Annotated in this window: 20 protein-coding genes; 11 read left to right on the forward strand and 9 right to left on the reverse strand. The window is 67.9% G+C overall.

Annotated elements, in window-relative coordinates; all coding sequences use genetic code 11:
- Positions 1 to 14: 14 nt before the first annotated feature.
- Genes cls through uvrD form a run of 3 tightly spaced genes read left to right on the forward strand, consistent with a single transcriptional unit; the run spans position 15 to position 5,102 of the window.
- Entirely contained in the window at positions 15 to 1,433 is a 1,419-nt protein-coding gene (cls, locus tag VG556_RS10805) for a cardiolipin synthase (protein ID WP_014648869.1), read from the forward strand.
- Positions 1,434 to 1,478: 45 nt separating this feature from the next.
- Entirely contained in the window at positions 1,479 to 2,900 is a 1,422-nt protein-coding gene (locus tag VG556_RS10810; RefSeq protein ID WP_100450804.1) for an FAD/NAD(P)-binding protein, read from the forward strand.
- 9 nt (positions 2,901 to 2,909) lie between these two features.
- The gene (uvrD, locus tag VG556_RS10815) at positions 2,910 to 5,102 is read left to right on the forward strand and encodes a DNA helicase II (RefSeq protein ID WP_100450803.1); all 2,193 of its coding nucleotides are present in this window, start codon (positions 2,910 to 2,912) and stop codon (positions 5,100 to 5,102) included.
- Between the two features lie 106 nt (positions 5,103 to 5,208).
- Here uvrD and VG556_RS10820 read toward each other — a convergent pair whose 3' ends face one another.
- Positions 5,209 to 5,919: a hypothetical protein gene (locus VG556_RS10820; protein WP_238381497.1), complete on the reverse strand. Its 711-nt coding sequence runs from the start codon at positions 5,917 to 5,919 to the stop codon at positions 5,209 to 5,211.
- 138 nt (positions 5,920 to 6,057) lie between these two features.
- Here VG556_RS10820 and VG556_RS10825 point away from each other — a divergent pair, with 138 nt between their 5' ends.
- From VG556_RS10825 to VG556_RS10835, 3 genes are all read left to right on the forward strand, one after another.
- A complete protein-coding gene (locus VG556_RS10825; RefSeq protein WP_019661736.1) occupies positions 6,058 to 6,384 on the forward strand; it encodes a low molecular weight protein tyrosine phosphatase family protein in 327 nt (108 codons plus the stop codon).
- 106 nt (positions 6,385 to 6,490) lie between these two features.
- Positions 6,491 to 7,045, forward strand: coding sequence for a hypothetical protein (locus VG556_RS10830; RefSeq protein WP_100450801.1), 555 nt, complete (start codon positions 6,491 to 6,493; stop codon positions 7,043 to 7,045).
- Between the two features lie 301 nt (positions 7,046 to 7,346).
- Complete coding sequence (locus VG556_RS10835) at positions 7,347 to 7,793, forward strand: universal stress protein (RefSeq protein ID WP_005411629.1); 447 nt, start codon at positions 7,347 to 7,349, stop codon at positions 7,791 to 7,793.
- Between the two features lie 170 nt (positions 7,794 to 7,963).
- Here the strand turns inward: VG556_RS10835 and VG556_RS10840 are convergent, their stop codons facing one another.
- Complete coding sequence (locus VG556_RS10840) at positions 7,964 to 8,248, reverse strand: DUF2782 domain-containing protein (protein ID WP_014038952.1); 285 nt, start codon at positions 8,246 to 8,248, stop codon at positions 7,964 to 7,966.
- A 97-nt stretch (positions 8,249 to 8,345) separates the two neighbouring features.
- Between VG556_RS10840 and polA the strand changes: the two genes are divergently transcribed.
- Together polA and VG556_RS10850 are read left to right on the forward strand one after the other, a co-directional pair.
- Positions 8,346 to 11,120, forward strand: coding sequence for a DNA polymerase I (gene polA / locus VG556_RS10845; protein WP_100450800.1), 2,775 nt, complete (start codon positions 8,346 to 8,348; stop codon positions 11,118 to 11,120).
- Positions 11,121 to 11,485: 365 nt separating this feature from the next.
- Positions 11,486 to 11,965 carry a DUF421 domain-containing protein gene (locus VG556_RS10850; protein WP_046433229.1) on the forward strand — a complete coding sequence of 160 codons (480 nt, stop codon included), beginning with the start codon at positions 11,486 to 11,488 and terminating at the stop codon, positions 11,963 to 11,965.
- Between the two features lie 44 nt (positions 11,966 to 12,009).
- Here the strand turns inward: VG556_RS10850 and VG556_RS10855 are convergent, their stop codons facing one another.
- From VG556_RS10855 to VG556_RS10885, 7 genes are all read right to left on the reverse strand, one after another.
- On the reverse strand, positions 12,010 to 13,530 hold the full coding sequence (locus tag VG556_RS10855) for a hypothetical protein (RefSeq protein ID WP_111144273.1): 1,521 nt from the start codon (positions 13,528 to 13,530) through the stop codon (positions 12,010 to 12,012).
- Between the two features lie 96 nt (positions 13,531 to 13,626).
- A complete protein-coding gene (hemF, locus tag VG556_RS10860; protein WP_032960638.1) occupies positions 13,627 to 14,523 on the reverse strand; it encodes an oxygen-dependent coproporphyrinogen oxidase in 897 nt (298 codons plus the stop codon).
- Between the two features lie 53 nt (positions 14,524 to 14,576).
- Positions 14,577 to 16,190 carry a hypothetical protein gene (locus VG556_RS10865; protein WP_075075834.1) on the reverse strand — a complete coding sequence of 538 codons (1,614 nt, stop codon included), beginning with the start codon at positions 16,188 to 16,190 and terminating at the stop codon, positions 14,577 to 14,579.
- Between the two features lie 37 nt (positions 16,191 to 16,227).
- Positions 16,228 to 17,193 carry a hypothetical protein gene (locus VG556_RS10870; RefSeq protein ID WP_075075833.1) on the reverse strand — a complete coding sequence of 322 codons (966 nt, stop codon included), beginning with the start codon at positions 17,191 to 17,193 and terminating at the stop codon, positions 16,228 to 16,230.
- Between the two features lie 35 nt (positions 17,194 to 17,228).
- A complete protein-coding gene (locus VG556_RS10875) occupies positions 17,229 to 17,789 on the reverse strand; it encodes a hypothetical protein (RefSeq protein WP_014648857.1) in 561 nt (186 codons plus the stop codon).
- A gap of 30 nt (positions 17,790 to 17,819) precedes the next feature.
- Entirely contained in the window at positions 17,820 to 18,239 is a 420-nt protein-coding gene (locus tag VG556_RS10880) for an NUDIX hydrolase (protein WP_075075832.1), read from the reverse strand.
- Entirely contained in the window at positions 18,236 to 20,605 is a 2,370-nt protein-coding gene (locus VG556_RS10885; RefSeq protein ID WP_100450797.1) for a S9 family peptidase, read from the reverse strand. The genes VG556_RS10880 and VG556_RS10885 overlap by 4 nt, the downstream gene beginning before the upstream one ends.
- Positions 20,606 to 20,772: 167 nt before the next feature.
- Between VG556_RS10885 and VG556_RS10890 the strand changes: the two genes are divergently transcribed.
- The 3 genes from VG556_RS10890 to VG556_RS10900 are packed head-to-tail and all read left to right on the forward strand — an operon-like array spanning position 20,773 to position 22,005.
- Positions 20,773 to 21,102 (forward strand): hypothetical protein, encoded by a 330-nt coding sequence (locus tag VG556_RS10890; protein ID WP_005414880.1) that lies wholly within the window; start codon positions 20,773 to 20,775, stop codon positions 21,100 to 21,102.
- A 37-nt stretch (positions 21,103 to 21,139) separates the two neighbouring features.
- Positions 21,140 to 21,793: an RNA polymerase sigma factor gene (locus tag VG556_RS10895; RefSeq protein WP_100450796.1), complete on the forward strand. Its 654-nt coding sequence runs from the start codon at positions 21,140 to 21,142 to the stop codon at positions 21,791 to 21,793.
- Positions 21,790 to 22,005 (forward strand): hypothetical protein, encoded by a 216-nt coding sequence (locus VG556_RS10900; RefSeq protein ID WP_069117649.1) that lies wholly within the window; start codon positions 21,790 to 21,792, stop codon positions 22,003 to 22,005. Before VG556_RS10895 ends, VG556_RS10900 begins: the two co-directional genes overlap by 4 nt.
- The last annotated feature ends 112 nt before the right edge of the window (positions 22,006 to 22,117 follow it).

The following is a 22,117-nucleotide window of genomic DNA, read 5'->3' on the forward strand; positions in this document are numbered from 1 at the left end:
CGACGGGCGACACGATGCTGTTCGAGTGGTTGCTGGGTTCGTACCTGCTGCTGATCGACTGGCTGATCCGGCTGGTTGCACTGTGCTGGATCCCCACCCGCACCACGCCGGGGGCGGCGCGTAGCTGGCTGCTGCTGGTCGGCTTCGTGCCGCTGCTGGGCCTGCCGCTGTACCTGCTGTTCGGCCACCCATGGCTGTCGCGCGAGCGCATCCGCCGCCAGGCCGAGGCCTCGCAGGTCATCCGCGAGGAACAGGCGCTGCAGCATCGCCTGCGCTGGACACCGCAGCCGGACACCGCCAGCGCCGAGATCGTGCCGCTGGTGCAGCGCCAGGGCGACTTCATGCCGGTGCACGGCAACGCCGTCGATCTGCTGACCGACTACGACGAATCACTGCACACGCTGATCGCCGACATCGACCAGGCCGAAGACCGCGTGCACCTGCTGTACTACCTGATGTTCGACGACGCGGTGGGCGAGGCGATCGTCGAGGCCCTGCAGCGTGCGGCTGCACGTGGCGTGCAGTGCCGCGTGCTGCTCGACGCGGTGGGCGCCAAGCGCGGCCTGCGTGCCTATCGCAAGCGCCTGCAGGCGCGCGACATCGAAGTGCGCGCGATGCTGCCCGGTGGCCTGCGCTGGCGCCGCAGCGGGCGCATGGACCTGCGCAACCATCGCAAGATCGCGGTGATCGACAACGAAGTGGCCTATGTCGGTTCGCAGAACCTGGCCGGCCCGCAGTTCGTGCCTGGCCACCCGAACCGCGAGCTGGTGGCGCGCGTGCGCGGCCCGGCGGTGGCGCATCTGGAAGCGGTGTTCGCCAGCGACTGGTACATGGAAACCGGCCAGCGCCTGGACGTGATCGCCGATGTGCCCGAGTGCAGCGACGACATCGCCACCCAGCTGCTGCCCAGCGGCCCGGCTTATCCGTACAGCAACGCACGCGATGCGGTGGCGGCGCTGATCCACCTGGCGCGGCGCCGGCTGGTGATGGTCACCCCGTATTTCGTGCCCGACGAAGCCACGCTCAGCGCCTTGCGCATTGCGGCCTTGTCCGGCGTGCAGGTGCAGCTGATCCTGTCGGCCAGCAACAACCAGCGGCTGACGTCGTGGGCGCAGGAGGCCTACTACGACGAGCTGCTGCGCTGTGGCGTGCGCATCGCGCTGTACGAGCCGCAGTTCCTGCATGCCAAGCACATGAGCGTGGACGAGGACATCGCCGTGCTCGGCTCGATCAACATGGACATCCGCTCGTTCGCGCTGAATGCCGAAATCGGCCTGGTCTGCTACGACCGTGCGCTGGTGCAGCAGCTGTGCGCGATCGAGGATGGCTACCTGCGCGAGTCGCGGCAGCTGGACCTGCAGCAGTGGCGCAGCCGTCCCACGTGGCGGCGCAGCCGCGAAGGCATCGCACGGCTGGCCGATGCGTTGATGTGAAACGACGGCAACCGCCCGCTTCGGCAATCCGGCCCGTCATCGCCGATGGCCTACAATCGGCGCATGACTGATTCACCGCGTAATGGCGAACTGGACCTGGCAATCATCGGTGGTGGTGCGGCCGGGGTGCTGGTGGCGATCCAGGTGTTGCGCCAGGCCCAGGCGCCGCTGGCGCTGGCCATCTTCGAACCGGCTTCGCAGCTGGCGCAGGGCATCGCCTATGCCACGCCGTGGCCGGAGCACCTGCTGAACGTGCCGGCGGCGAAGATGAGTGCGTTTGCCGACCAGCCCGGCGATTTCCTCGACTACCTGATGGCCGCCAACGCCTACCCGGGCGAGGCGCGCGAGGTGCTGGGCGAGCGTTACGTGTGCCGCCACTACTTTGCAGCGTACCTGCAGCAGCGCCTGCAGGAGGCCGCCGCGGCCAGCCCGGCACAGCTGCAGGTGATCGTGCAGCCGGTACTGGGCCTGCAGCCGGATGACCACGGCTACCAGCTGGCACTCGGCGATGGCCAGACGCTGCACGCCGCACAGGCAGTGCTCGCCACCGGCAACAGCATGCGGCCGCTGCCGGTAGCCGGTGCCGAGGCACTGCCCGCCGATGACGTGATCGAGGCCTGGGACTACGACGGCGTACGCACCCTGGCCGGTGAGCAGGCCGTGGCCATCGTCGGCTCCGGCCTGAGCATGGCCGACACCGTGCTGGCGCTGGTTGCTGCCGGCCACACCGGCCCGCTGCACGTGATCTCGCGCCATGGGCTGCTGCCGTTGCCGCATGCGCATGGCGGCCTGCCCTCGTTCGACCCGGCTGCGCTGCTGCCGATGAGCCTGCGCCAGCGCCTGCGCGCGTTGCGCGGGTTCGCGCGCCAGGCGCAGGCCGATGGTCTGCCGTGGCAGGGGGTGATGGACCGCATTCGTCCGCACGGGCAGGCACTGTGGTGCAGCCTCGACGCGGCCGACCAGCGCCGCTTCCTGCGCCATGTGGTGCGCTACTGGGACGTGCATCGCCACCGCATCGCCGAAGAGGTCGACGCACAGCTGCAGGCGCTGATCGAAAGCGGCCAACTGCGTATTCACCGGTCCCGCCTGCAACGCGTCGGCCGCGAAGGCGATGCCCTGCGGCTGTCGGGTCGCGACGCCTCCGGCAAGGATCAGCAGTGGACGGTCAGCGGGGTGATCAACGCCACCGGTGTGGAAACCCGCGCCAGCGCGCTGCGCAATCCCTTGCTGCAACAGCTGCAGAGCGATGGCCTGGCCCGCCCCGGCCCGCACGGGCTGGGCCTGGACAGCACAGTGCCGGGCGACCGCCTGCGTGCCGCCGGTGGCCAGCCGCAGGCGCGGCTGGGCGTACTCGGCAGCCTGCGCATCGGCAGCCTGTGGGAAAGCCTGGCGGTGCCTGAACTGCGTCAGCAGGCGCAGGCACTGGCCACCCAGGTGGTCGCAGGAGCCGCGACGGCGATGCCGTAAAATGGGGGCATGGATGTCTCCCACCTGCTTGATGGCCTGAACCCGGCCCAGCGCGAAGCCGTCTCCGCTCCCCCCGGTCACCACCTGGTGCTGGCCGGTGCCGGTTCCGGCAAGACCCGCGTACTCACCCACCGCATCGCCTGGCTGCATGAAGTCGATGGCGTGCCGACCCACGGCATTTTCGCGGTGACCTTCACCAACAAGGCGGCTGGCGAAATGCGCCACCGCATCGATGCCCAGCTGCCCCATGGCAGCCGTGGCATGTGGATCGGTACCTTCCACGGCCTGGCCAACCGCCTGCTGCGCCTGCACTGGCAGGACGCGAAGCTGCCCGAAGGCTTCCAGGTGATGGATTCGGACGACCAGCTGCGGCTGGTCAAGCGCGTGGTGCAGGCGCTGGAGCTGGACGACGGCAAGTACCCGCCCAAGCAGATCGCGTGGTGGATCAACGCGCAGAAGGACGAGGGCCACCGCCCGCAGCACATCCAGCCCGAACCGCACGACGCGTGGCTGGAAACCATGCGCCAGGCCTACATCGAGTACCAGGCGCGCTGCGACCGCGCCGGCCTGGTCGACTTCGCCGAGCTGCTGCTGCGCGCGCACGAACTGCTGCGCGACAACCCGGCGCTGCTGTCGCACTACCGCGCCCGCTTCCGCGAGATCCTGGTGGACGAGTTCCAGGACACCAACGCCATCCAGTACGCCTTCGTGCGCGTGCTGGCCGGTGATTCCGGCCACGTGTTCGTGGTCGGCGACGATGACCAGGCCATCTACGGCTGGCGCGGCGCCAAGGTCGAGAACGTGCAGGGCTTCCTGCGCGATTTCCCGGGCGCGCAGACCATCCGCCTGGAGCAGAACTACCGCTCCACCGCCAACATCCTCGGCGCGGCCAACGCGGTGATCGCGCACAACCCGGATCGCATCGGCAAGCAGTTGTGGACCGACAGCGGTGACGGCGAGCCGATCGACCTGTACGCCGCGTACAACGAGATGGACGAGGCACGCTACATCGTCGAGCGTGCCCGCCAGTGGGTGCGCGACGGTGGCAGCTACACCGAAGTGGCCGTGCTCTACCGCAGCAACGCGCAGTCGCGCGCGCTGGAAGAAGCGCTGCTGAGCGAGCAGGTGCCGTACCGCGTGTATGGCGGCATGCGCTTCTTCGAGCGTGCCGAAATCAAGGACGCACTGGCCTACCTGCGCCTGCTGTCCAACCGCAACGATGACGCCGCGTTCGAGCGCGCGGTCAACACCCCCACCCGGGGCATCGGCGACCGCACGCTGGACGAAGTGCGCCGCGAGGCGCGCGCGCAGGGTATCTCGCTGTGGGAGGCAACGATGCTGGTCACCCAGGGCAACGCGCTGGCCGCACGTGCGCGCAATGCGCTGGCCGGCTTCCTGGGGCTGGTCAACGAGCTGCAGGCGCAGACCGTGCACATGACCCTGGCCGAGCGCGTGGACCACGTGCTGGCCCGCTCGCAGCTGCGCGAGCACTGGAGCAAGGAAAGCCGCAATGCGCTGGACTCGGAGTCGCGCACCGACAACCTCGACGAACTGGTCTCGGTGGCCTCGCGCTTCGTGCGCCGGGCCGACGACATCGAGGAAGTGGGCGAGGACATGGACGAGCTGGTCGCGTTCCTGGCCTATGCCGCGCTGGAGGCCGGTGAGGGCCAGGCGCAGGCAGGCGAAGAGGGCGTGCAGCTGATGACCCTGCACTCGGCCAAGGGCCTGGAATTCCCGCTGGTGTTCCTGGCCGGCCTGGAAGAAGGCCTGTTCCCCAGCGCACGCTCGCTGGAGGAAAGCGGGCGGTTGGAAGAAGAGCGCCGCCTGGCCTATGTCGGCATCACCCGCGCGCGCCAGAAGCTGGTGCTGAGCTATGCCGAATCGCGCCGCATCCATGGCCAGGACAACTACAGCCTGCCATCGCGTTTCCTGCGCGAGATCCCGCGCGAGCTGCTGCACGAAGTGCGCCCCAAGGTGCAGGTCTCGCGGCCGGCCTCGATGGGCGCCAGCCGGGTGATGGGCCATGCCTCGATCGAGGCGCCGCCGGTCAAGCTCGGCGCGCTGGTCACCCATCCCAAGTTCGGCGAAGGCATGGTGACCGACTACGAAGGCAGCGGCGCGCACGCCCGCGTGCAGGTCGAATTCGCCGACGCCGGCAGCAAGTGGCTGGTGATGGCCTACGCCAACCTGACGGTGATCTGATCACCGTCGGGAGGCGGGATACCTGTAGAGCCGAGCCTATGCTCGGCTGCTTATACCGGGAAAACCCAGCCGAGCATGGGCTCGGCTCTACAAACGCGGTCGGTCGTCAGCCGGTGGTGAACGTCTCTACGGCAGCCACCAACCCGGCTCGGTCCATCGCTTCTTCGTCCTGACGGTTGCGGATCAATACGTAGTGGCCATCCTCCGGCGACAACACCTCGATCACCTCATCGCGATAGTTGGTGATCTCGATGAAGCCGCTGCTCACTCCGTTGAGGTTGTCGATCTCGGCCATTAACGTCTCCAGGCTCACGATGGCGCCGTCCTTGTCCGTTCCGCCGCCAGTGCGGGGATTGTCGAAGTACACGCTTATCTTCGGCTGCCTGGTCCTATGCCAGTTGTTGACGTCAACGATGTGATGTGTGGACCATCTGAAATCCTCTGCTGATTCTTTGCCGTTGAACTCACACCGGAAGATCGGCAGGCATAGGAACAGCCCCGTGCGCTTCTCGATCCGATTCAGAAGCCCGTGATAGGTGCTGGGAACCGCCATCGCATGAGTGAACCCATAGGCGTTGGAAGGAATCTCGAAGATCGTTGGCCCATCATGTGAAAGATGGTGCGGTGCGTTCAGCACGACGCTGGTGGCGAATTCCGGATCATCGACATTCCTGGACGCGATCGCGAGGTCATGTCCCTTGGCGTTCCTCACGCAGCAATAGAGTACGTACGTCGCGACTACGTACTTGCAGAAGTAGCAGCCGTGGATTTCGGCCACCTCTCCGAACGTCGTTAACAGGTCATCCTTGGTGATCATGGGCATCTGGACGGTGGCAGAAGCACATGGTGGTCCCTTGAACGGTCATCCGACCATGCAACTTGTCTGAAAGCACCCTGTTGGTGTCAGAGCCCTTTTCCGTTGGAAAAGGGATCCGACCCCGATTAGGCTGCCGGCATGACCCGCAACGTGCTCTTCCTCTGCAGTCAGAACCGCCTGCGCAGCCCGACGGCCGAGCAGGTATTCGCCGATTGGCCGGGCATCGAGACTGCCTCGGCCGGGCTGCTGGCCGACGCCGAGGAAGTGCTCAGCCCCGAGCTGCTGCAGTGGGCCGACCTGGTGTTCGTGATGGAGAAGGCCCACCGCAACCGGCTGTCCAGCCGCTACAAGCCGTGGCTGAAGGAGAAGCGCGTGATCTGCCTGGATATCCCGGATGACTACGAGTACATGGACCCGGTGCTGGTGGAACTGCTCAAGCGCAAGGTGACCCCGTTCCTGCGCTGACGGGCTGTTGTAGAGCCGAGCCCATGCTCGGCTGCTTCTGGCGCGAAAAGCAGCCGAGCATGGGCTCGGCTCTACAATAGGCGGCACTTCTTTCAGGAACGCTCCCATGACCGAACCCGCGCTGCACGTCACCGTGACGTTGAATGCCCGGCTGCAGCCCGAACATCGCCACGAACTGTTCGAGGACCCACTCGATGCGCTGCTGCAGGCGGCCAATGTCGGCGAGATCACCGGCGGCGGCACGGCGATGTCCGACCTGGGTGAGGTCGAATACGGCGATATCGAAGTGGCGCTGGTCGATGCCGATGGCGTGCCCAAGCTGATCGACCTGCTGGAGCAGCTGGGTGCACCGAAGGGCTCGAAGATCCAGGGCGCGGGTGAAGCCGATCGCAGCTTCGGCGTGACCGAGGGGCTGGGCATCTATCTGGATGGCCTGAACCTGCCGGACGAAGTCTACGAACAGTGCGATTCCAACCACGTGTTCGAGCAGCTGTCCGAGCGCATTGATGGCCTTGGCGAGATCTGCAGCTGGTGGCAGGGCCCGACCGAGACCGCGCTGTACATGTACGGCCAATCGTTCGAGGCGATGCGCGATGCGATTGACGGGTTCGTGGCCAGCTACCCGCTGTGCCAGAACGCGCGGATCGTGCAGATCGCCTGAGCGACGTTGTTGTAGAGCCGAAGGTAGCGGCAGGAGCCGCTGCCAACGTCGCTTGCGACGGCCCGAAGGGTGCCGGTCAGGACGACCGGCATAGCCCATGCTCGGCTGCTCTTCCCGCCAGAAGCAGCCGAGCACGGGCTCGGCTCTACAGAAGAGGGCGGGCCGAGCCTGTCCCCCGGACCACGTGACGGTGCGCACACGCCGCTGCGCGGCGCCGGATTGATCCTGCTCAAGGCGCCGCCTCCACATCCGGTGTGCAATGGTGTCGTTCCCATCTGGCAGACCGCCACGGAGCCCCACCATGTACAAGCGCATCCTGATTGCCACTGACGGGTCCGAACTGGCCGACAAGGGCCTGGCCAAGGGCTTGGAGCTGGCCAAGGACCTTAACGCCGAGGTCGATATCGTCACTGTTTCCGAGCCGTGGGCCGTCGGCATGTACGACGCCATGGGCTGGAGCGTGGGCTACATGAACAGCCCCGAATACAAGGCCGACCGCGAGGAAGGCGCGCAGAAGGTGCTGCAGCCGGCGCTGGCCAAGGCCGCCGAGCAGGGCATCACCGCCAACCCGGTGCACGTGCTGGACCGCTATGCGGCCGACGGCATCATCGAGACCGCCGGCGAGCGCAACAGCGACCTGATCGTGATGACCTCGCACGGCCGCCGTGGCGTGACCCGTGTACTGCTGGGCAGCCAGACCGCCGAGGTGCTGGCGCGCAGCACGCTGCCGGTGCTGGTCATCCGCTGATCCATACCCGCTGATTCAAGCGTTCCCGGGGAGGGGACCCGACGCCGGCCGCAGGATGCGCGCCGGCGTTGTTTTTTTGTGGGGGGATCGGGGCCGTGCCGGTGGCTTCGAGGGGGTCAGAGCCCTTTCCTGTGGAAAGGGATCCGACCCCGGTCACAACCCCGGTCACCTCACCAGCTGTACAGCTTCCAGTAGACCGGCGACACGCCGTCCTTGTCGTTGTCCATGCGGCCGTCGCCGTTCTTGTCGTACATGTAGAACGGGGCACCGCGCGACGGGGTCACCTTGACCATGCGCAGCTGGCCGGACACGCGGTATTCCTCGATGGTGTCACCGTTGTCCATGGTGCGCTTGGATACATCCGCGCCCTTGACGTCCACCGGGGGAGCGCCCGCGCCACCCATGCTGGCGCAGCCAGCGAGCAGGAGCAGGGAAGCCAGCATCAGGGTCTTCATCGGCGGGGCCTTTGCCTGGAAAGAGCCCTGATTATGCCCCATCGCGGTGTACGGGCCGTGTCGCCGCGGTGCAGGCACGGGCGCGTAGAATCGGCACATGAGCAGATTAGTCCTGATCGACGGGTCCAGTTACCTGTACCGCGCGTTCCACGCGCTGCCGCCCCTGTCCAATGCGCAGGGTGAACCCACCGGCGCGCTGTTCGGCGTGGTCAACATGCTGCGTTCGACGCTGAAGGAGCGCCCGGCCTACGTCGCGTTCGTGGTCGACGCGCCGGGCAAGACCTTCCGTGACGACCTGTACGACCAGTACAAGGCCAACCGCCCGCCGATGCCCGATGAGCTGCGCAGCCAGGTCGAGCCGATGTGCCGCATCGTCGAAGCGCTGGGCATCAGCATCCTGCGCATCCCCGGCGTGGAAGCCGACGATGTGATCGGCACGCTGGCCCTTCAGGGCCTGGCGCAGGACCTGAAGGTGACCATTTCCACCGGCGACAAGGACTTCGCCCAGCTGGTGCGCCCGGGCATCGAACTGGTCAACACCATGACCGGCAGCCGCATGGATTCCGACGCGGCGGTGATGGAGAAGTTCGGCGTGCGCGCCGACCAGATCATCGACCTGCTGGCGCTGATGGGCGACGCGGTCGACAACGTGCCGGGCGTGGAGAAGTGTGGGCCGAAGACCGCCGCCAAGTGGCTGGCCGAGTACCAGCACCTGGATGGGGTGATGGCGGCCGCGCCGGCCATGAAGGGCAAGATCGGCGAGAACCTGCGCGCCGCGCTGGAGCGGCTGCCGCTGAACCGCGAGCTGGTGACCATCCGTACCGACGTGCAGCTGGACGCCAGCCCGACCACGCTGGCCCTGCGCGAGCAGGATGTGCCGGAGCTGACCGAGCTGTATGCGCGCTATGGCTTCACCCAGGCGCTGAAGGAGCTGGGCGCGCCGGTGCCGGCACCGGTGGCCGCCAGCGAGGCGACCCCGAGCCTGCGCGGCACCGCCGCTGGCTTCGCCCGTGGCAGCGGCGAGGCGCCCGCCGCCGGCACGCTGGATCCGGCACTGTCCGCGCCGGGTGAGTACGAGACCGTGCTGACCGCCGAGCAGCTGCAGGCCTGGGTCGAACGCCTGCAGCAGGCCGACCTGATCAGCTTCGATACCGAGACCGATGCGCTGGACGCGATGCGCGCGCGCCTGGTGGGCATCAGCCTGGCCGTCGAGCCGGGCAGGGCGGCGTACATTCCGGTCGGCCACGATTACCCGGGTGCGCCGGCCCAGCTGCCCATGCAGCAGGTGCTGGACGCACTGCGCCCGGCGCTGCAGGACCCGGCGAAGAAGAAGCTGGGCCAGCATGGCAAGTACGACCTGCATGTGCTGCGCCGCCACGGCGTGGCGGTGCAGGGCTACCACGACGACACCATGCTCGAGAGCTTCGTGCTCAATTCCACCGCCACCCGCCACGACATGGATTCGCTGGCGCTGCGTTACCTGGGCTACAGCACCATCAAGTTCGAGGACGTGGCCGGCAAGGGCGCCAAGCAGATCCCGTTCTCGCAGGTGGGCATCGACGAAGCCAGCCGCTACGCCGCCGAGGACGCCGACATCACCCTGCGCCTGCACCACGCATTGCAGCCGCAGCTGCTGGCCGAGCCGGCGCTGGACAGCGTGTACCGCAACATCGAGATGCCGCTGGTGCCGGTGCTGGCCAGCATTGAAGCCAATGGCGTGCGGATCGACACCGACGAACTCCGCCGGCAGAGCCAGGACCTGTCCTCGCGCATGCTGGCCGCGCAGCAGAAGGCCACCGAGCTGGCCGGGCGCAGCTTCAACCTGGATTCGCCCAAGCAGCTGCAGGCGGTGCTGTTCGACGAGCTGAAGCTGCCGGCGGTGGTGAAGACCCCGAAGGGCCAGCCCAGCACCAATGAAGAGGCGCTGGAGGCGATTGCCGACCAGCATGAGCTGCCGCGGGTCATCCTGGACTACCGCGGGTTGGCCAAGCTGCGCAGCACCTACACCGACAAGCTGCCGGAGATGGTCAACCCGGACACCGGCCGGGTGCATACCAGCTACCACCAGTCCGGTGCCGCCACCGGCCGCCTGTCCTCGTCGGACCCGAACCTGCAGAACATCCCGATCCGCACCGAGGACGGCCGCCGCATCCGCCGCGCGTTCATCGCCCCGGAAGGCTTCCAGCTGCTGGCGGCCGACTATTCGCAGATCGAACTGCGGATCATGGCCCACCTGTCCGAGGACCCGGGCCTGGTGCGTGCCTTCGAGCAGGGCGCCGACGTACACCGTGCCACCGCCGCCGAGGTGTTCGGGCGCACGCTGGAGGAAGTGACCCCGAACGAGCGCCGCGCCGCCAAGGCCATCAACTTCGGCCTGATGTACGGCATGAGCGCCTTCGGCCTGGCCCGCAACCTGGGCATCGACCGTGGCCAGGCGCAGGACTACGTGGCGCTGTACTTCAGCCGCTACCCGGGCGTGCGCGACTTCATGGAGCGGATGCGCCAGCAGGCCCGTGACCAGGGCTACGTGGAAACCCTGTTCGGCCGTCGCCTTTACCTGAACGACATCCACGCCCGCAACCAGGGCCTGCGTGCCGGTGCTGAACGCGCGGCGATCAACGCGCCGATGCAGGGCACTGCCGCCGACATCATCAAGCGCGCGATGGTGGATGTGGACCAGTGGCTGCGTGACAGCGGGGCGCCGGCACGGATGATCCTGCAGGTGCACGATGAACTGGTGTTCGAAACCGAAAGCAGTTTCGTCGAGGACCTGCGTTTGCAGGTGGTGGAGCGCATGTCGCAAGCGGCCAAACTGCGGGTGCCACTGGTGGTCGACACGGGCGTCGGCAACAACTGGGACGAAGCGCACTGACGGTGTTTCAGGCCGAAAACGACGTGAATTTGTTCATGAGTCGGGTGTTTCTGACTCGACCATGAATGTTGCCCCTATTGAAATTCATTAAATGGGGCCCCTTCACGAACCGTTAGTGTTCGAAGTGCTTCTATAACTCCCGACAGGCGCAACGCCTGTTGTGGATCTCTCCCATCCCCTGGAGCAGATCTCGGAACGGGGACTCCTCCCCAAGTGCCCGTTCCCCGGCCCCGTTGACCTCCCCCTGGTCAGCGGGGCTTTTTATTGCGCGTACGGAACACACTGGGGTCAGATCCCTTTGCCCGCCGGGCAAAGGGATCTGACCCCAGGTGCTAGGCTGGGCCACCGTTCTGCAGGGGAAGACCATGCCCGACCTGTTCGCCCTGGCCATGCCGTGGTGGGAATTCATCCTGCGCGCGGTGGTGGTCTATGTCGTGGTGCTGGGCATGGTCCGGCTGGGCGGCAAGCGGGCTCTGGGGCAGATCACGCCCTTCGACGTGCTGCTGATCGTGCTGCTGGGCAACGCGGTGCAGAACGCGCTGCTGGGCACCGACACCTCGCTGGGCGGTGGCCTGCTGCTGGCGGCCACCCTGATCGTGCTGAACTACGGGGTGGGCTGGTTGACCACCCGGAATCGGCGCATGGAGCGGATGATCGAAGGAGAGCCCACCGTGATCGCGCGTGATGGCCGGCTGTTGGAGGGCGTTCTCCGCCGCGAACTGATCAGCCGGGCCGATTTCGATGCCGCGCTGCGCCAACAGGGCGGGCTGCAGATCGAGGACGTGCAGATCGCCCTGCTGGAGACGACCGGGCACATCACGATCATCGCGCGGAAGAGCACCTGACCTCGTAGCGCCGGGCCCATGCCCGGCTCAACAGGTGCCTGGCCTCAGGGAGCGGCTTCAGCCTTCAGCGCCGGCCAGTTGCGCGTCGCGTCCACATCGCAGGCGACGTGGGTGCCCTTGCCGTCCTTCGCGCAGATCGCAGCCATGGCCTGCGGAATCTTCGGATCCGCGGTATGCGCATACACCGCGGCCATTGCCAGGCAACCTTCGCGCACACCCGCGCTGCACAGCGTCTGGAAGTAGGACCGCGATGCGGCCCATTGTTCGTTTTTGAACAGTGCCTCGCCGGCAACCTTGCAGCCCAGCAGCTTGCCATCGGTGCAGCAGGCCTTGGCGCCGTCCTTGCGGTCCAGGGTCGGGCAGTCCAGCGGCAGGGGGATCTCCACGAAGGCCACCGGCGGTGCGCAGCTGGCATTGCCTGAGCCCGGCTTGCGCTCGTAGTAGGCGAAGCGGTTGCCGCCGTCGACGCTGGCCAGGTTTCCGTTCTTCAGCGGCTGCAGTACGAAGTCGCTGCCGACGTCGCGATGGATGAGGATGCGCCCGTCCTGCAGGATCGCGCGCAGGCGCTGGTCGCGGCCCCCGGCTTCCACCAGGCCACCATCGAGGAAGCGCAGCTGCGAGAGCACGCCGTACTCCGCTTCATAGCTCCCACAGGGCAGCGCGGAAGCCGGCACCGGGGCCAGTGCAGCGGCCGGTACCGAGGCCAGTCGGGCAAGCGCCTCGGCGCGGCCGCAGGCCACGCCCTCCGCGCGCTGGGCGCACGACACCTGCAGCGCCTCATGGGCCTGCAACAGGCGCCCACCACTCCACAGCGCCTCGGCAACGTCGGCGCAGAACGCCTCGCCGTGCTGCTGCCGGCACAGTGCGGCCAGTTCATCGAGCTGCGCGGTCGGCAAGACAGGGTCGTTCGAATGCTGCAGGCCGAGCACGGCCTTGCCCATCATCTCGGCGCCGACCACCTCGGCGATCGCCCTGCAGCCCTCGGCATTGAACGACGCCGAATCCTCCTTGCAGAACTCCGGCATCGGCGGCTCGGAACGTGCAGGCGCCGGCGCTGCGTCCTTGGCCTGCCGCTGGTAGGTCTCCAGCAGCTGCATGCAGGCCGCGCCCACGCCTTCGGCGCACCAGGCATGCAGCTTCAGCGGTTCGGCTTCCGGCAACGCCTCCAGGCACTCGGAGGTGTTCATCACGCAGCCGCCCTCGATGGGCTCCGGCATCGTCCTGCAGGCGGCGGTGTGCTCGCGGGTGAATTCGCGATAGGGGGTGCTGATCGTGCGATCGTTGTCCGAGAAGTACCAGTTTTCCAGGCGGCCGGTGGACAGGTTGCCGGTGCCGAGCACGTCCTCCTGGCGGGCGATGCGCAGCTGCTCGGTGGCCTGGTAGGGGCCGGACAGGAAACCATGGCCTTCACTTTCGATGGTCAGCGTGGTGTTGCCGTCGACGTCCTTGTAGGTGCCGCAGGCCATCGATTGCGCGGCGGCCGGCAGGCTGGCCGAGGCCAATGCAAGCAACAGCAGGGAGCGCCAGCCCGCGGCGCGGGGGCGGAAGGTAACAGCAGCAGGCATGGGGTCATCCTTGAAGGAGGCAGTGCAGGGCCTGTCCGGCGCGGGGCGCACCACAGGCGTAAGAAGGCGCCACGGATCAGGCGTGGCGCCGGACGATCAGAGCCAGTCGCGTGGCACCAGGTAGTCGGCCAGGCGCGCCTCGGCGCTGCCCGCTTCCGGGGTGAAGCCGTACTCCCAGCGCACCCGCGGCGGCAGGCTCATCAGGATGCTTTCGCTGCGGCCACCGCTCTGCAGCCCGAACAGGGTGCCGCGGTCGTAGACCAGGTTGAACTCCACGTAGCGGCCGCGGCGGTACAGCTGGAACTCGCGTTCGCGCTCGCCATATGCGGCGTCCTTGCGCTGCTGCACGATCGGCAGGTAGGCGTCGAGGAAGCCATCACCGACCGCACGCAGATAAGCGAAATCGCGCTCGAAATCGCCGTGCAGGTCATCGAAGAACAGGCCGCCGACGCCGCGCGTTTCATTGCGATGGCGCAGGAAGAAGTATTCATCGCACCAGCGCTTGTGCGCGGCATAGCGCTCGTCGCCGAACGGCGTGCACAGGTTGCGTGCGACCCGGTGCCAATGCTGCACGTCCTCGTCGAACGGGTAGAACGGAGTCAGGTCGAAGCCGCCGCCGAACCAGCTGGCCACCACTTCGCCGTCGCGCTGCGCCTGGAAGAAGCGCACGTTGGCATGGGTGGTCGGCACGTAGGGATTGAGCGGGTGGAACACCAGCGACACGCCGGTGGCGCGCCAGGAGGCGCCGGCCAGTTCCGGGCGGTTGGCCGAGGCCGACGGCGGCAGGCGGCTGCCGGCCACGTCGGAGAAGCCGATGCCGGCCTGCTCGAACACCGCGCCGTCGCGCAGCACGCGGGTACGCCCGCCACCGCCCTCGGCCCGCTGCCACAGGTCTTCCTGGAAGCGGGCCTGGCCATCGACGGCCTCGATCGCCGCACAGATGCGGTCCTGCAGGTCGGTGAGGTAGGTGCGCACGCGCTCGAATTCGTTCATGGCGCTACTTTACCGCAGGGCCCGCCCGAAGCTGCGGGCAGGCCTTGGCCGGCTCATCGCTTGCGGTTGGAAGCGCGCGGCGCCGGAGTGTCCTCGGCCGTCGCTTCGTCCACCGCCTCCTGCAGGACACGGCCCAGCTCCAGGGCGCTCCAGTTTCCGGTGTCCAGCACGTCGCAGGCGACGTGGCGCCCGCTGCGGTCGGCGGCACACAGCCGCTCCAGCGTCGCATGGGCGTCGATGTCGCTGCTGCGGCCCTGCGCTGCGACCAGGTTTTCGCAGCCCTCGCGCACGCCGGCACGGCACACGGTGGTGTAGTGCTCTGCCGCCTGCCGCCACTGGCCGGACAGCGCAAGACGGTTGCCAAGAATGTTGCAGCCCTGCAGCTTACCCTGCGCGCAGCAGGCTTCGGCACCGCCGCTGGCCAGCGCCTGCGGGCAGTCCTGAGGCAGCGGCAGCACCGTGTAGTGTTTCGGCGGGCTGCAGGTGCTCGCGCCCTCGCCGGTCGGCACGAACACCTGGAAGCGTGTCCACGTGTCCAGGCCCAGCAGCTGGCCCCCGGGCAACGGCCGCAGCACGAAGTCGCCGCCCTTGTCGTGGCGGATGCGGATGTCGCCGTCTTCGACACGAGCACGCAGTTGGCTGTCCCAGCCGATGCCGACCCGTCCTGCATCGCCGAAGTCCAGCGTATCCATCAGGCCACCTGCGGCGCGGAAGGTGCCGCAGGGCAGCGCCGTAGCCGGCTGCGGCCGCAACGAGGCGCCCAGCGCCTGCAATGCAGGCAGGCGCTCGCAGGCGGCGCTTTCCTTACCGGGCGCGCACGCTGTGGTCAGTGCCTGCACCGCCTGCAAGGGGTCGCCGGATTCCCACGAGAGCTCGGCCACGCGGCTGCAGAAGCCGCCATGGCCGACCTGCTGGCACAACTGCAACAGCTGCTGGCGCTGCGCGGCCGGCACCACCACCGGCGTGGAGGGTGACAGCACGGAGCTCACGGCTTCGACCATCGCCGCACCCATCGCGGCCTTGACGATCTGATCCTGCAGCGCCGGATCCGCTTCCAGCGCCGCTGCACAGGCCGGTGTCTCGTTGCTGAAGCCGCCATTCCGGCACGGCACAGGCAGTTCGATGCCGGCCAGTGCGGTATCGAGGATGGCCTGTTGCTGCGCCTCATCCGGCGTGGCCGGCGCCCTGGCCTCGTCATGCCAGCGATCGGCCAGCTGCAGGCACATGCCGGGCACGCCTTCCCGGCACCCTGCTTCCAGCGCGGCCGGGGGCGCTTCACGGCGGTTGTCCAGGCACGCCGCCGCATCGGCCAGGCAGCTGCCTTCAGCCGGCCTGGCTGCGGCGGCGCACTGTGCGGGGGCCTGCAGGATGTAGACCGTGCCATCCACCTCGACCGTGCGGCCACGATCGCGCACCTGCAACGCGCTGGGCAGGCCGTACTCCAGGTTCACCAGTTGCAGCTTTCCGTCGATCTGCTGGAACGCGACCGGAGACGGCGCACTGCCGAAGTGCTTCTGCTCGCCGCGGTTCGGTGAGCTGATGCGCAGCGTGCCGCTGCCTTCGTCGGCCTTGAACAGGCCGCATTGCGGTGACTGTGCGGCGGCCATCGGCGCGGCCAGCAGCAGCGCCCAGACCAGCCAGCGGCGGCGCGGTGCGGGTGAATGCATGTCGTCTCCTTGACGATCGAACGGGAAACTCCAGGCGCTACGGCGAACCACGGCCCTCGCGCGGGGGCGTGCATTGTGCCGTGCCGGGCACCGGCTGGTAGCGCTGGTAACCGGTCTGCGTATCCATGCCAAGCAGATCGCCGTTGCCCAGCTGGCGCAGGACAAGGGTTTCGCCGTCCTGCTGAAGGTGGATGGCGCCGTCTTCCAGTCGGCCGCGCGTGCCATCGCCGAAGTCGAGCCTGTCGATCGCGCCGCCATCGGCCTGATAGCGGCCACAGGGCACTTGCTGGAGAGGCACGAGGCGTAGATCGGTGCCGAGTTCACGCAATGGCGCAACACGTTCGCAGGCACTGGCGCGCCCAGCATCGCAGACCACCTGCAGCGCCTGCACGGCCAACGCGGGTTCCAGCGCGATCAACTGCTGTTCGGCCACCTCGGTGCAGAAGCGACCACCGCGCTGGTGCAGGCAGAGCCGCTGCAGCGTGGTGCGCTGCGCGGCAGGCAATGGCGCGTCCTGCTGCCCGGCTGCGGCGGCGGGTGCAGCGAGAAAGTGGCGTAGCAGCGCCGAGCACCCGGCGCCGACGCTTTCCTCGCACGCGCGTCGCGCCTGTTCCGGCGGCGCATCCGCGAGCCGCGCAATGCACAGCGCAGGTTGGCCCAGGCAGCCGTCGGTGACGGGCGCAGGGGCGCGCTGGCAGGCCTGGGGTCGATGCAACTCGAAGTCGGTCATGCCGTCGTTGATATGCGCCCCGTCGGCAGCCACGCTGATGGCGGTGGATACACCGTCGTCGAGAAATACCAGGCGCAGATCGCCGCCGCTGCGGTCGATGCGCACAGGCGCGTGTTCCTGGCCTTCCAGAGCGCGATAACCGGCAGTGGATGATTCGAACACCAGCGCCATGGCGCCCTCGGTGCTGCGGTACTCGCCACATCGCAACGCGTCGGCGGACGCAGGTTGCGCGGCGAACAGCAGCAGTGCGGGGAGCAGGGGCAGCACGCGCATGCGACGGTCCTTGTCCAGCGGGAATCGGATGGGGCTCAGCGGAAGCGCGAGCGGATGTCCGGCCTCAACAGGCGCCAGGCCAGCCAGCCCTGCAGGCCGAGGAACAGGATCGAGGTACCGACCACGATGAAGGTGACCATCCAGCGCCGCGGCTGCAGCTCCTGCTGCAGGGCCGGGTCATCGGCCAGCAGTGCGATGAGATCGCGCATGCACGCGTCCAGCCACCAGGCGATCGCGAAGTTGGCCAGTGCGCTCAGCAGCAACAGCGCCACGAAGCCCCACAGGCCCCAGCGGCGTTCGCGCAGCAGGCCCCAGCTGGCTGCGGTCGAGACCAGGCAGGCCAGCGCGATGATCATCGAGGCGCCCACCGGGTGGGCCAGCAGCCAAGTGACGCTGTGCACCCGGTGCGCCTGCGCCATTCCGGCGAGCGACTGCCACAGCGGGGTGCCGTGCAGTGGCCACAACAGCAGCGCCTGCAGCACGAAGTAGAGCGTCAGCAGCAGGCACAGCCAGAACGACGCCTGCGCCATCGGGCGCACCCAGGCGTGAGCGGGTGGCGTGGTGCGGGTGGGAAGCGGCGGGAGCGGCACTGACATCCGATGTCCTTGCAGTCGGCGCCCGCCTGCTCAGCGGGCCGTCACCCGGGTGGCGACCGCCGGCAGGATATGGTGTTCGCTCAAGGGTGCCAAGGGCAGGCCATACGGTGGTTGCAGCGGCACCCAGGCCAGTTCGGCAATTTCGGCGCGCGCCTGCGGCGTGCCGTCCACCTGCACCCACCACGCCTGGGCCTGCACGCGGTGGCCGGGCTCGTTCACCGCCCAGTCCTCGAAGGTGCCCAGCGCGATGGCGGTCTCGGCGCGCAGCTGCACACCGAGCTCTTCGTCCAGCTCGCGGGCCAGCGCCTGCAACGGTGCTTCGCCGGGTTCGGGCTTGCCACCGGGCTGGATGAAGCGGCGGGCACCGTGCTTGCGCACCAGCAGTGCCCGGCCGCGGTCATCCAGGATGACCGCGGCCACGATCCGGATCGTGGCCGCGGCGTTGCTCACTTCAGGTTCTGCTCGAACAGCTTGAGGATGCGCTTGTACTGGTCCAGCCAGGAATCGGCACGCACGTAGCCGTGGCGTTCCAGCGGGTACGGTGCGATCGACCAGTTGTCCTTGTGCAGTTCGATCAGGCGCTGGGTCAGGTTCACCGAGTCCTGGAAGAACACGTTGTCATCCATCATGCCGTGGGCGATCAGCAGGTTGTCCTGCAGGTTCTGCGCGTACTCGATCGGCGAGGACACGCGGTACGCCTCCGGATCGATGTCCGGGGTGTTGAGGATGTTGCTGGTGTAGCCGTGGTTGTAGTTGTGCCAGTCGACCACCGGGCGCAGCGCGGCGCCGGCCTTGAACGTGCCCGGCGAACGGAACAGCGCCATGAAGGTCATGAAGCCGCCGTAGGAGCCGCCGTAGATGCCGGCGTGGTCACGGTCGCCCTGCTGGGTGTCGACCAGCCAGTCCAGGCCATCCTTGTAGTCTTCCAGTTCCGGGTGGCCCATGTTGCGGTAGATGGCCGTGCGCCAGTCGCGGCCGTAGCCCTCGCTGCCGCGGTAATCCATGTCCAGCACGATGTAGCCCTTCTGCACCAGCAGGTTGTGGAACATCTGCTCGCGGAAGTAGGCCGGGTAGCGCTGGTGCACGTTCTGCAGGTAGCCGGCGCCGTGCACGAACATCACGATCGGGTACTTCTTCCCCGGTTCCTTGTTTTCCGGCTCGTAGTACTTGGCCCAGACCACGCCGGCACCGTGCCTGGACGGCACTGCCACCAGCTTCGGCTGGATCCACTGGCGTGCCTTGTAGTCGGCGGTGCGGGTGTCGGTCAGCACGCGTGCCTGGCCGCCGGTGCTGGGCAGCACCGCCAGCTGCGGCGGCAGGTAGGCACCGGAGTAACGCACCAGCAGCTGCTGGCCGTCCGGCGACAGCGAGAAATCCTCCACGCCATTGAGGCTGGTCAGCTCGCGTACCTGGCGGTTGCCGGTGTCGACCGCGCAGACTTCGTAGTCATGCGGCGCCTGCTGGTTGCACAGGAAGTAGAAGCCCTTGCCATCGGCCGACGGCACCGGTGCCGAGGTTTCCCACTTGCCGCTGGTCAGCGCCTGCGGCTTGGCGGTGCCGGCCTGGGTGTACAGGTGCGAGAAGCCCGATTCCTCGGACAACAGCCACAGCGTGCGGCCATCGGCCATCCAGCCGAAATCGTTGAAGCCCCAGTTGATCCAGGCGTTGTCGGTCAGGCGGTGGCGGTTCTGCACGCGGCCGTCGGCGGCATTGACGCTGATGATCCAGCGGTCCTTGTTGTCGTTGGCACGCAGCATCACCGCGGCCTGCTGGCCGTCGGCGCTCCAGCGGATGCCGCCGCCCATGAAGTCGCTCATCACCTGCACGCTGCGCTCGCCCTTCAGCGCATCCTTGCCGGCCTTGCGGCGCAGCTCGGCCAGCGGGTCGGTGCTGATGCCCGGCAGGTTGGACAGCGAGACTTTCTCGGCCTTGCCGGTGCGCACGTCCACGTACCACAGGGTGTGTGGCTCGAAGCCGTTGCGGCCGACGCGGGTGCGGGTGTCCTCGGTTTCCTCGTAGCCCGATTCGGTCACGTACAGCGGCATCTTGCTGGTGCGGCCGTCGTCGAAGTCCTTCGGCTTGGTCACCACGATCAGGTGGGTCAGGTCCGGCGACAGCACGCTGTCACCGATCTCGACGTCGGCGCCCAGGTACACCGGGCCCGGTGCGCGGGTCGGGTCGGCCTGGCGCCAGCGCTGGTCCTGGTCCTTCAATGCTTCGCGCTGGTCGCGGTCGCGGCGCAGGGTTTCCAGCGTGCGCAGCTGCTGGTCGCGCAGCACGTCGGCCTTCGGCGGCGTACGCGGGTCCTTCTCGGCCTTCAGGCTGGCCACCTGCTGCACGCCGCTGGCGGCGGTCCAGTGGAACCAGTTCTGGCCGACGCGCCAGATCACGCCGTTGTCGGCGGCAAAGTTCACGTTGCCCGCGCGCTCGTTGCTGCGGGTGAGCTGGGTCAGCGCGCCGCTGCGCAGGTCACGCACGAACACATCGCCATTGCGCACGAAGGCGCTGCGGCTGCGGCTGCGGTCGTAGACCGGCTCGGCCACGTCCAGGGTGCCGCGCTGGTCATCGGCCACCTGCACGGCCACGCCACCGGCCACAGGCTGGCGGAAGGTATCGCGTACCGGGCTGCCGTTGCGCTTGAGCTGGTACTCCACCTGCTGGCTGTTCCACGACCACCAGGCCTTCTCGACCGGCGGACCGATCCAGTCCGGGTCGGCCATGGCCTGTTCGATGGTGATCGGCGTCGGCGCGGCATGCGCAGCCGGTGCGGCCAGCACGGCCGACAGCAGGAGGGACAGGGGCAGCACTCGGGACATGGGCGGACGGCACCAGTAGAGGAAACCGGGCAAGCGTAGCAGCCGCAAGGGCCAGGGGCAGGGGCCACAGGTCATGGCAGCGGGATTGGCAAAGTGGTGCAACCGGTTGCCGTGGTCGCGCATCCATTCTCCTGAACCCGCATCATCCATCGAACAGGAGCCCGACCATGCAGGAACTGATCCCGATCACCCTCTTCATCTGCATCGCCTACGCGATCCATGCCATTGCCGATGCGCGCGCGCGCAGCAAGCTGGTGGCCCCGCACGTGCCGGAGGAAGTGATCCGCTCGCTGGCCGTGCTGGAAGAAGAGCGGCGCCGCCAGGGGGCGTTGCGCTGGGGCATCAGCCTGGTCTGCCTGGCCCTGGCCATGGCCCTGCTGGAGGCCATCGGTGCGCGTGACCTGACCTTCGGTGCCGCTGCCGCGCTGGTCGGCAGTGCCGGCCTGGGCCAGCTGCTGGCCTGGCACTTCACCCGTCCTGCCGCACGCAAGGGCTGAGCCGGCGCATGCCACGGGCACAGGGGGCGCCCCGCGCATGAGCCTGCTCGGCGAAGCGCTGTCGGCACTGCGGGGCCGTCGCCGCCACGATGCAGTATCGGCGGCACCGCCCGCCGAGCCGCTCGACGCGGACCAGGCCCTGGTGCGGGCCATCATCGATGGCTCGCAGTCGGCCTTCGCGCAGCTGGTGGAGACCCACCAGCGCACCTGCGCGCATGTGATCGGACGCATGGTGGGCGACCGCGACCAGGTGGCTGACCTGCTGCAGGAAACCTTCCTGGCCGTGTTCCGCCAGCTGCACCGGTTCCGCTTTGAATCTTCGTTGCGTACCTGGGTTTCGCGGGTGGCCTACACCACTGCACTACAGCACCTGCGCCGGCGGCGGCTGGAGGCGCAATGGATGGTGGCGGTGGAGGTGCCGGAGGAACTGGGGATCGGCGATGAAGGCCCCGGGCCCGCCGAGTTGAGCGAGGCGCTGCAGGCCGGGCGCCAGCTCGGCGCGGCACTGGAACGGCTGAGCGCGCCGCAGCGCCTGATCGTCGGCCTGCATTACCTGGAGGATTTTGATCTGGCCGAGATCGAGCAGGTGACCGGACTGGCACGCGGTACCATCAAGAGCCACCTGCACCGCGCGCGCCAGGTCCTGAAGCAGGAACTGACGCGGCATGCCACTGCCGGAGAGCTGCTGTGAACCCACCCACCGATCCTCGCGATGCGGAAGCGCGCGTGTTGGCACAGGCGTTGCGCGAGCAGGCGCAGCAGGAAGCAACGCCGGATGTGAGCGAGGCGCTGCAGAAGCGCATTGCCGCTGAGTCGCGCGACAGTGGCGTGGTCTATGTGCTGGTGCAGGTGCTGTTGTTTGGCGCGCTGCTGGCTGCAGCGGCCTGGTATTTCTGGCACTGAGGCGCCCTCCGGGCGGTGGGCCGCTCCAGTCGCCGTTGGTAGGTGCCGACCTGGGTCGGCGTTTGGGCGTGTGTGCCAACCAAGGCTGGCAGCTACCAGAACGGTTGACCCC

It is taken from the genome of Stenotrophomonas sp. CASM106 (genome assembly GCF_049384825.1).
Taxonomy (GTDB): domain Bacteria; phylum Pseudomonadota; class Gammaproteobacteria; order Xanthomonadales; family Xanthomonadaceae; genus Stenotrophomonas; species Stenotrophomonas muris.

Bases quoted from the DNA above. Each gene is read 5' to 3' on its own strand.
- cls (WP_014648869.1), top strand. From the start codon at position 15: ATGCTGTTCGAGTGGTTGCTGGGTTCGTACCTGCTGCTGATCGACTGG.
- VG556_RS10810 (WP_100450804.1), top strand. From the start codon at position 1,479: ATGGCCTACAATCGGCGCATGACTGATTCACCGCGTAATGGCGAACTG.
- uvrD (WP_100450803.1), top strand. From the start codon at position 2,910: ATGGATGTCTCCCACCTGCTTGATGGCCTGAACCCGGCCCAGCGCGAA.
- VG556_RS10820 (WP_238381497.1), bottom strand. From the start codon at position 5,919: ATGATCACCAAGGATGACCTGTTAACGACGTTCGGAGAGGTGGCCGAA.
- VG556_RS10825 (WP_019661736.1), top strand. From the start codon at position 6,058: ATGACCCGCAACGTGCTCTTCCTCTGCAGTCAGAACCGCCTGCGCAGC.
- VG556_RS10830 (WP_100450801.1), top strand. From the start codon at position 6,491: ATGACCGAACCCGCGCTGCACGTCACCGTGACGTTGAATGCCCGGCTG.
- VG556_RS10835 (WP_005411629.1), top strand. From the start codon at position 7,347: ATGTACAAGCGCATCCTGATTGCCACTGACGGGTCCGAACTGGCCGAC.
- VG556_RS10840 (WP_014038952.1), bottom strand. From the start codon at position 8,248: ATGAAGACCCTGATGCTGGCTTCCCTGCTCCTGCTCGCTGGCTGCGCC.
- polA (WP_100450800.1), top strand. From the start codon at position 8,346: ATGAGCAGATTAGTCCTGATCGACGGGTCCAGTTACCTGTACCGCGCG.
- VG556_RS10850 (WP_046433229.1), top strand. From the start codon at position 11,486: ATGCCCGACCTGTTCGCCCTGGCCATGCCGTGGTGGGAATTCATCCTG.
- VG556_RS10855 (WP_111144273.1), bottom strand. From the start codon at position 13,530: ATGCCTGCTGCTGTTACCTTCCGCCCCCGCGCCGCGGGCTGGCGCTCC.
- hemF (WP_032960638.1), bottom strand. From the start codon at position 14,523: ATGAACGAATTCGAGCGCGTGCGCACCTACCTCACCGACCTGCAGGAC.
- VG556_RS10865 (WP_075075834.1), bottom strand. From the start codon at position 16,190: ATGCATTCACCCGCACCGCGCCGCCGCTGGCTGGTCTGGGCGCTGCTG.
- VG556_RS10870 (WP_075075833.1), bottom strand. From the start codon at position 17,193: ATGCGCGTGCTGCCCCTGCTCCCCGCACTGCTGCTGTTCGCCGCGCAA.
- VG556_RS10875 (WP_014648857.1), bottom strand. From the start codon at position 17,789: ATGTCAGTGCCGCTCCCGCCGCTTCCCACCCGCACCACGCCACCCGCT.
- VG556_RS10885 (WP_100450797.1), bottom strand. From the start codon at position 20,605: ATGTCCCGAGTGCTGCCCCTGTCCCTCCTGCTGTCGGCCGTGCTGGCC.
- VG556_RS10890 (WP_005414880.1), top strand. From the start codon at position 20,773: ATGCAGGAACTGATCCCGATCACCCTCTTCATCTGCATCGCCTACGCG.
- VG556_RS10895 (WP_100450796.1), top strand. From the start codon at position 21,140: ATGAGCCTGCTCGGCGAAGCGCTGTCGGCACTGCGGGGCCGTCGCCGC.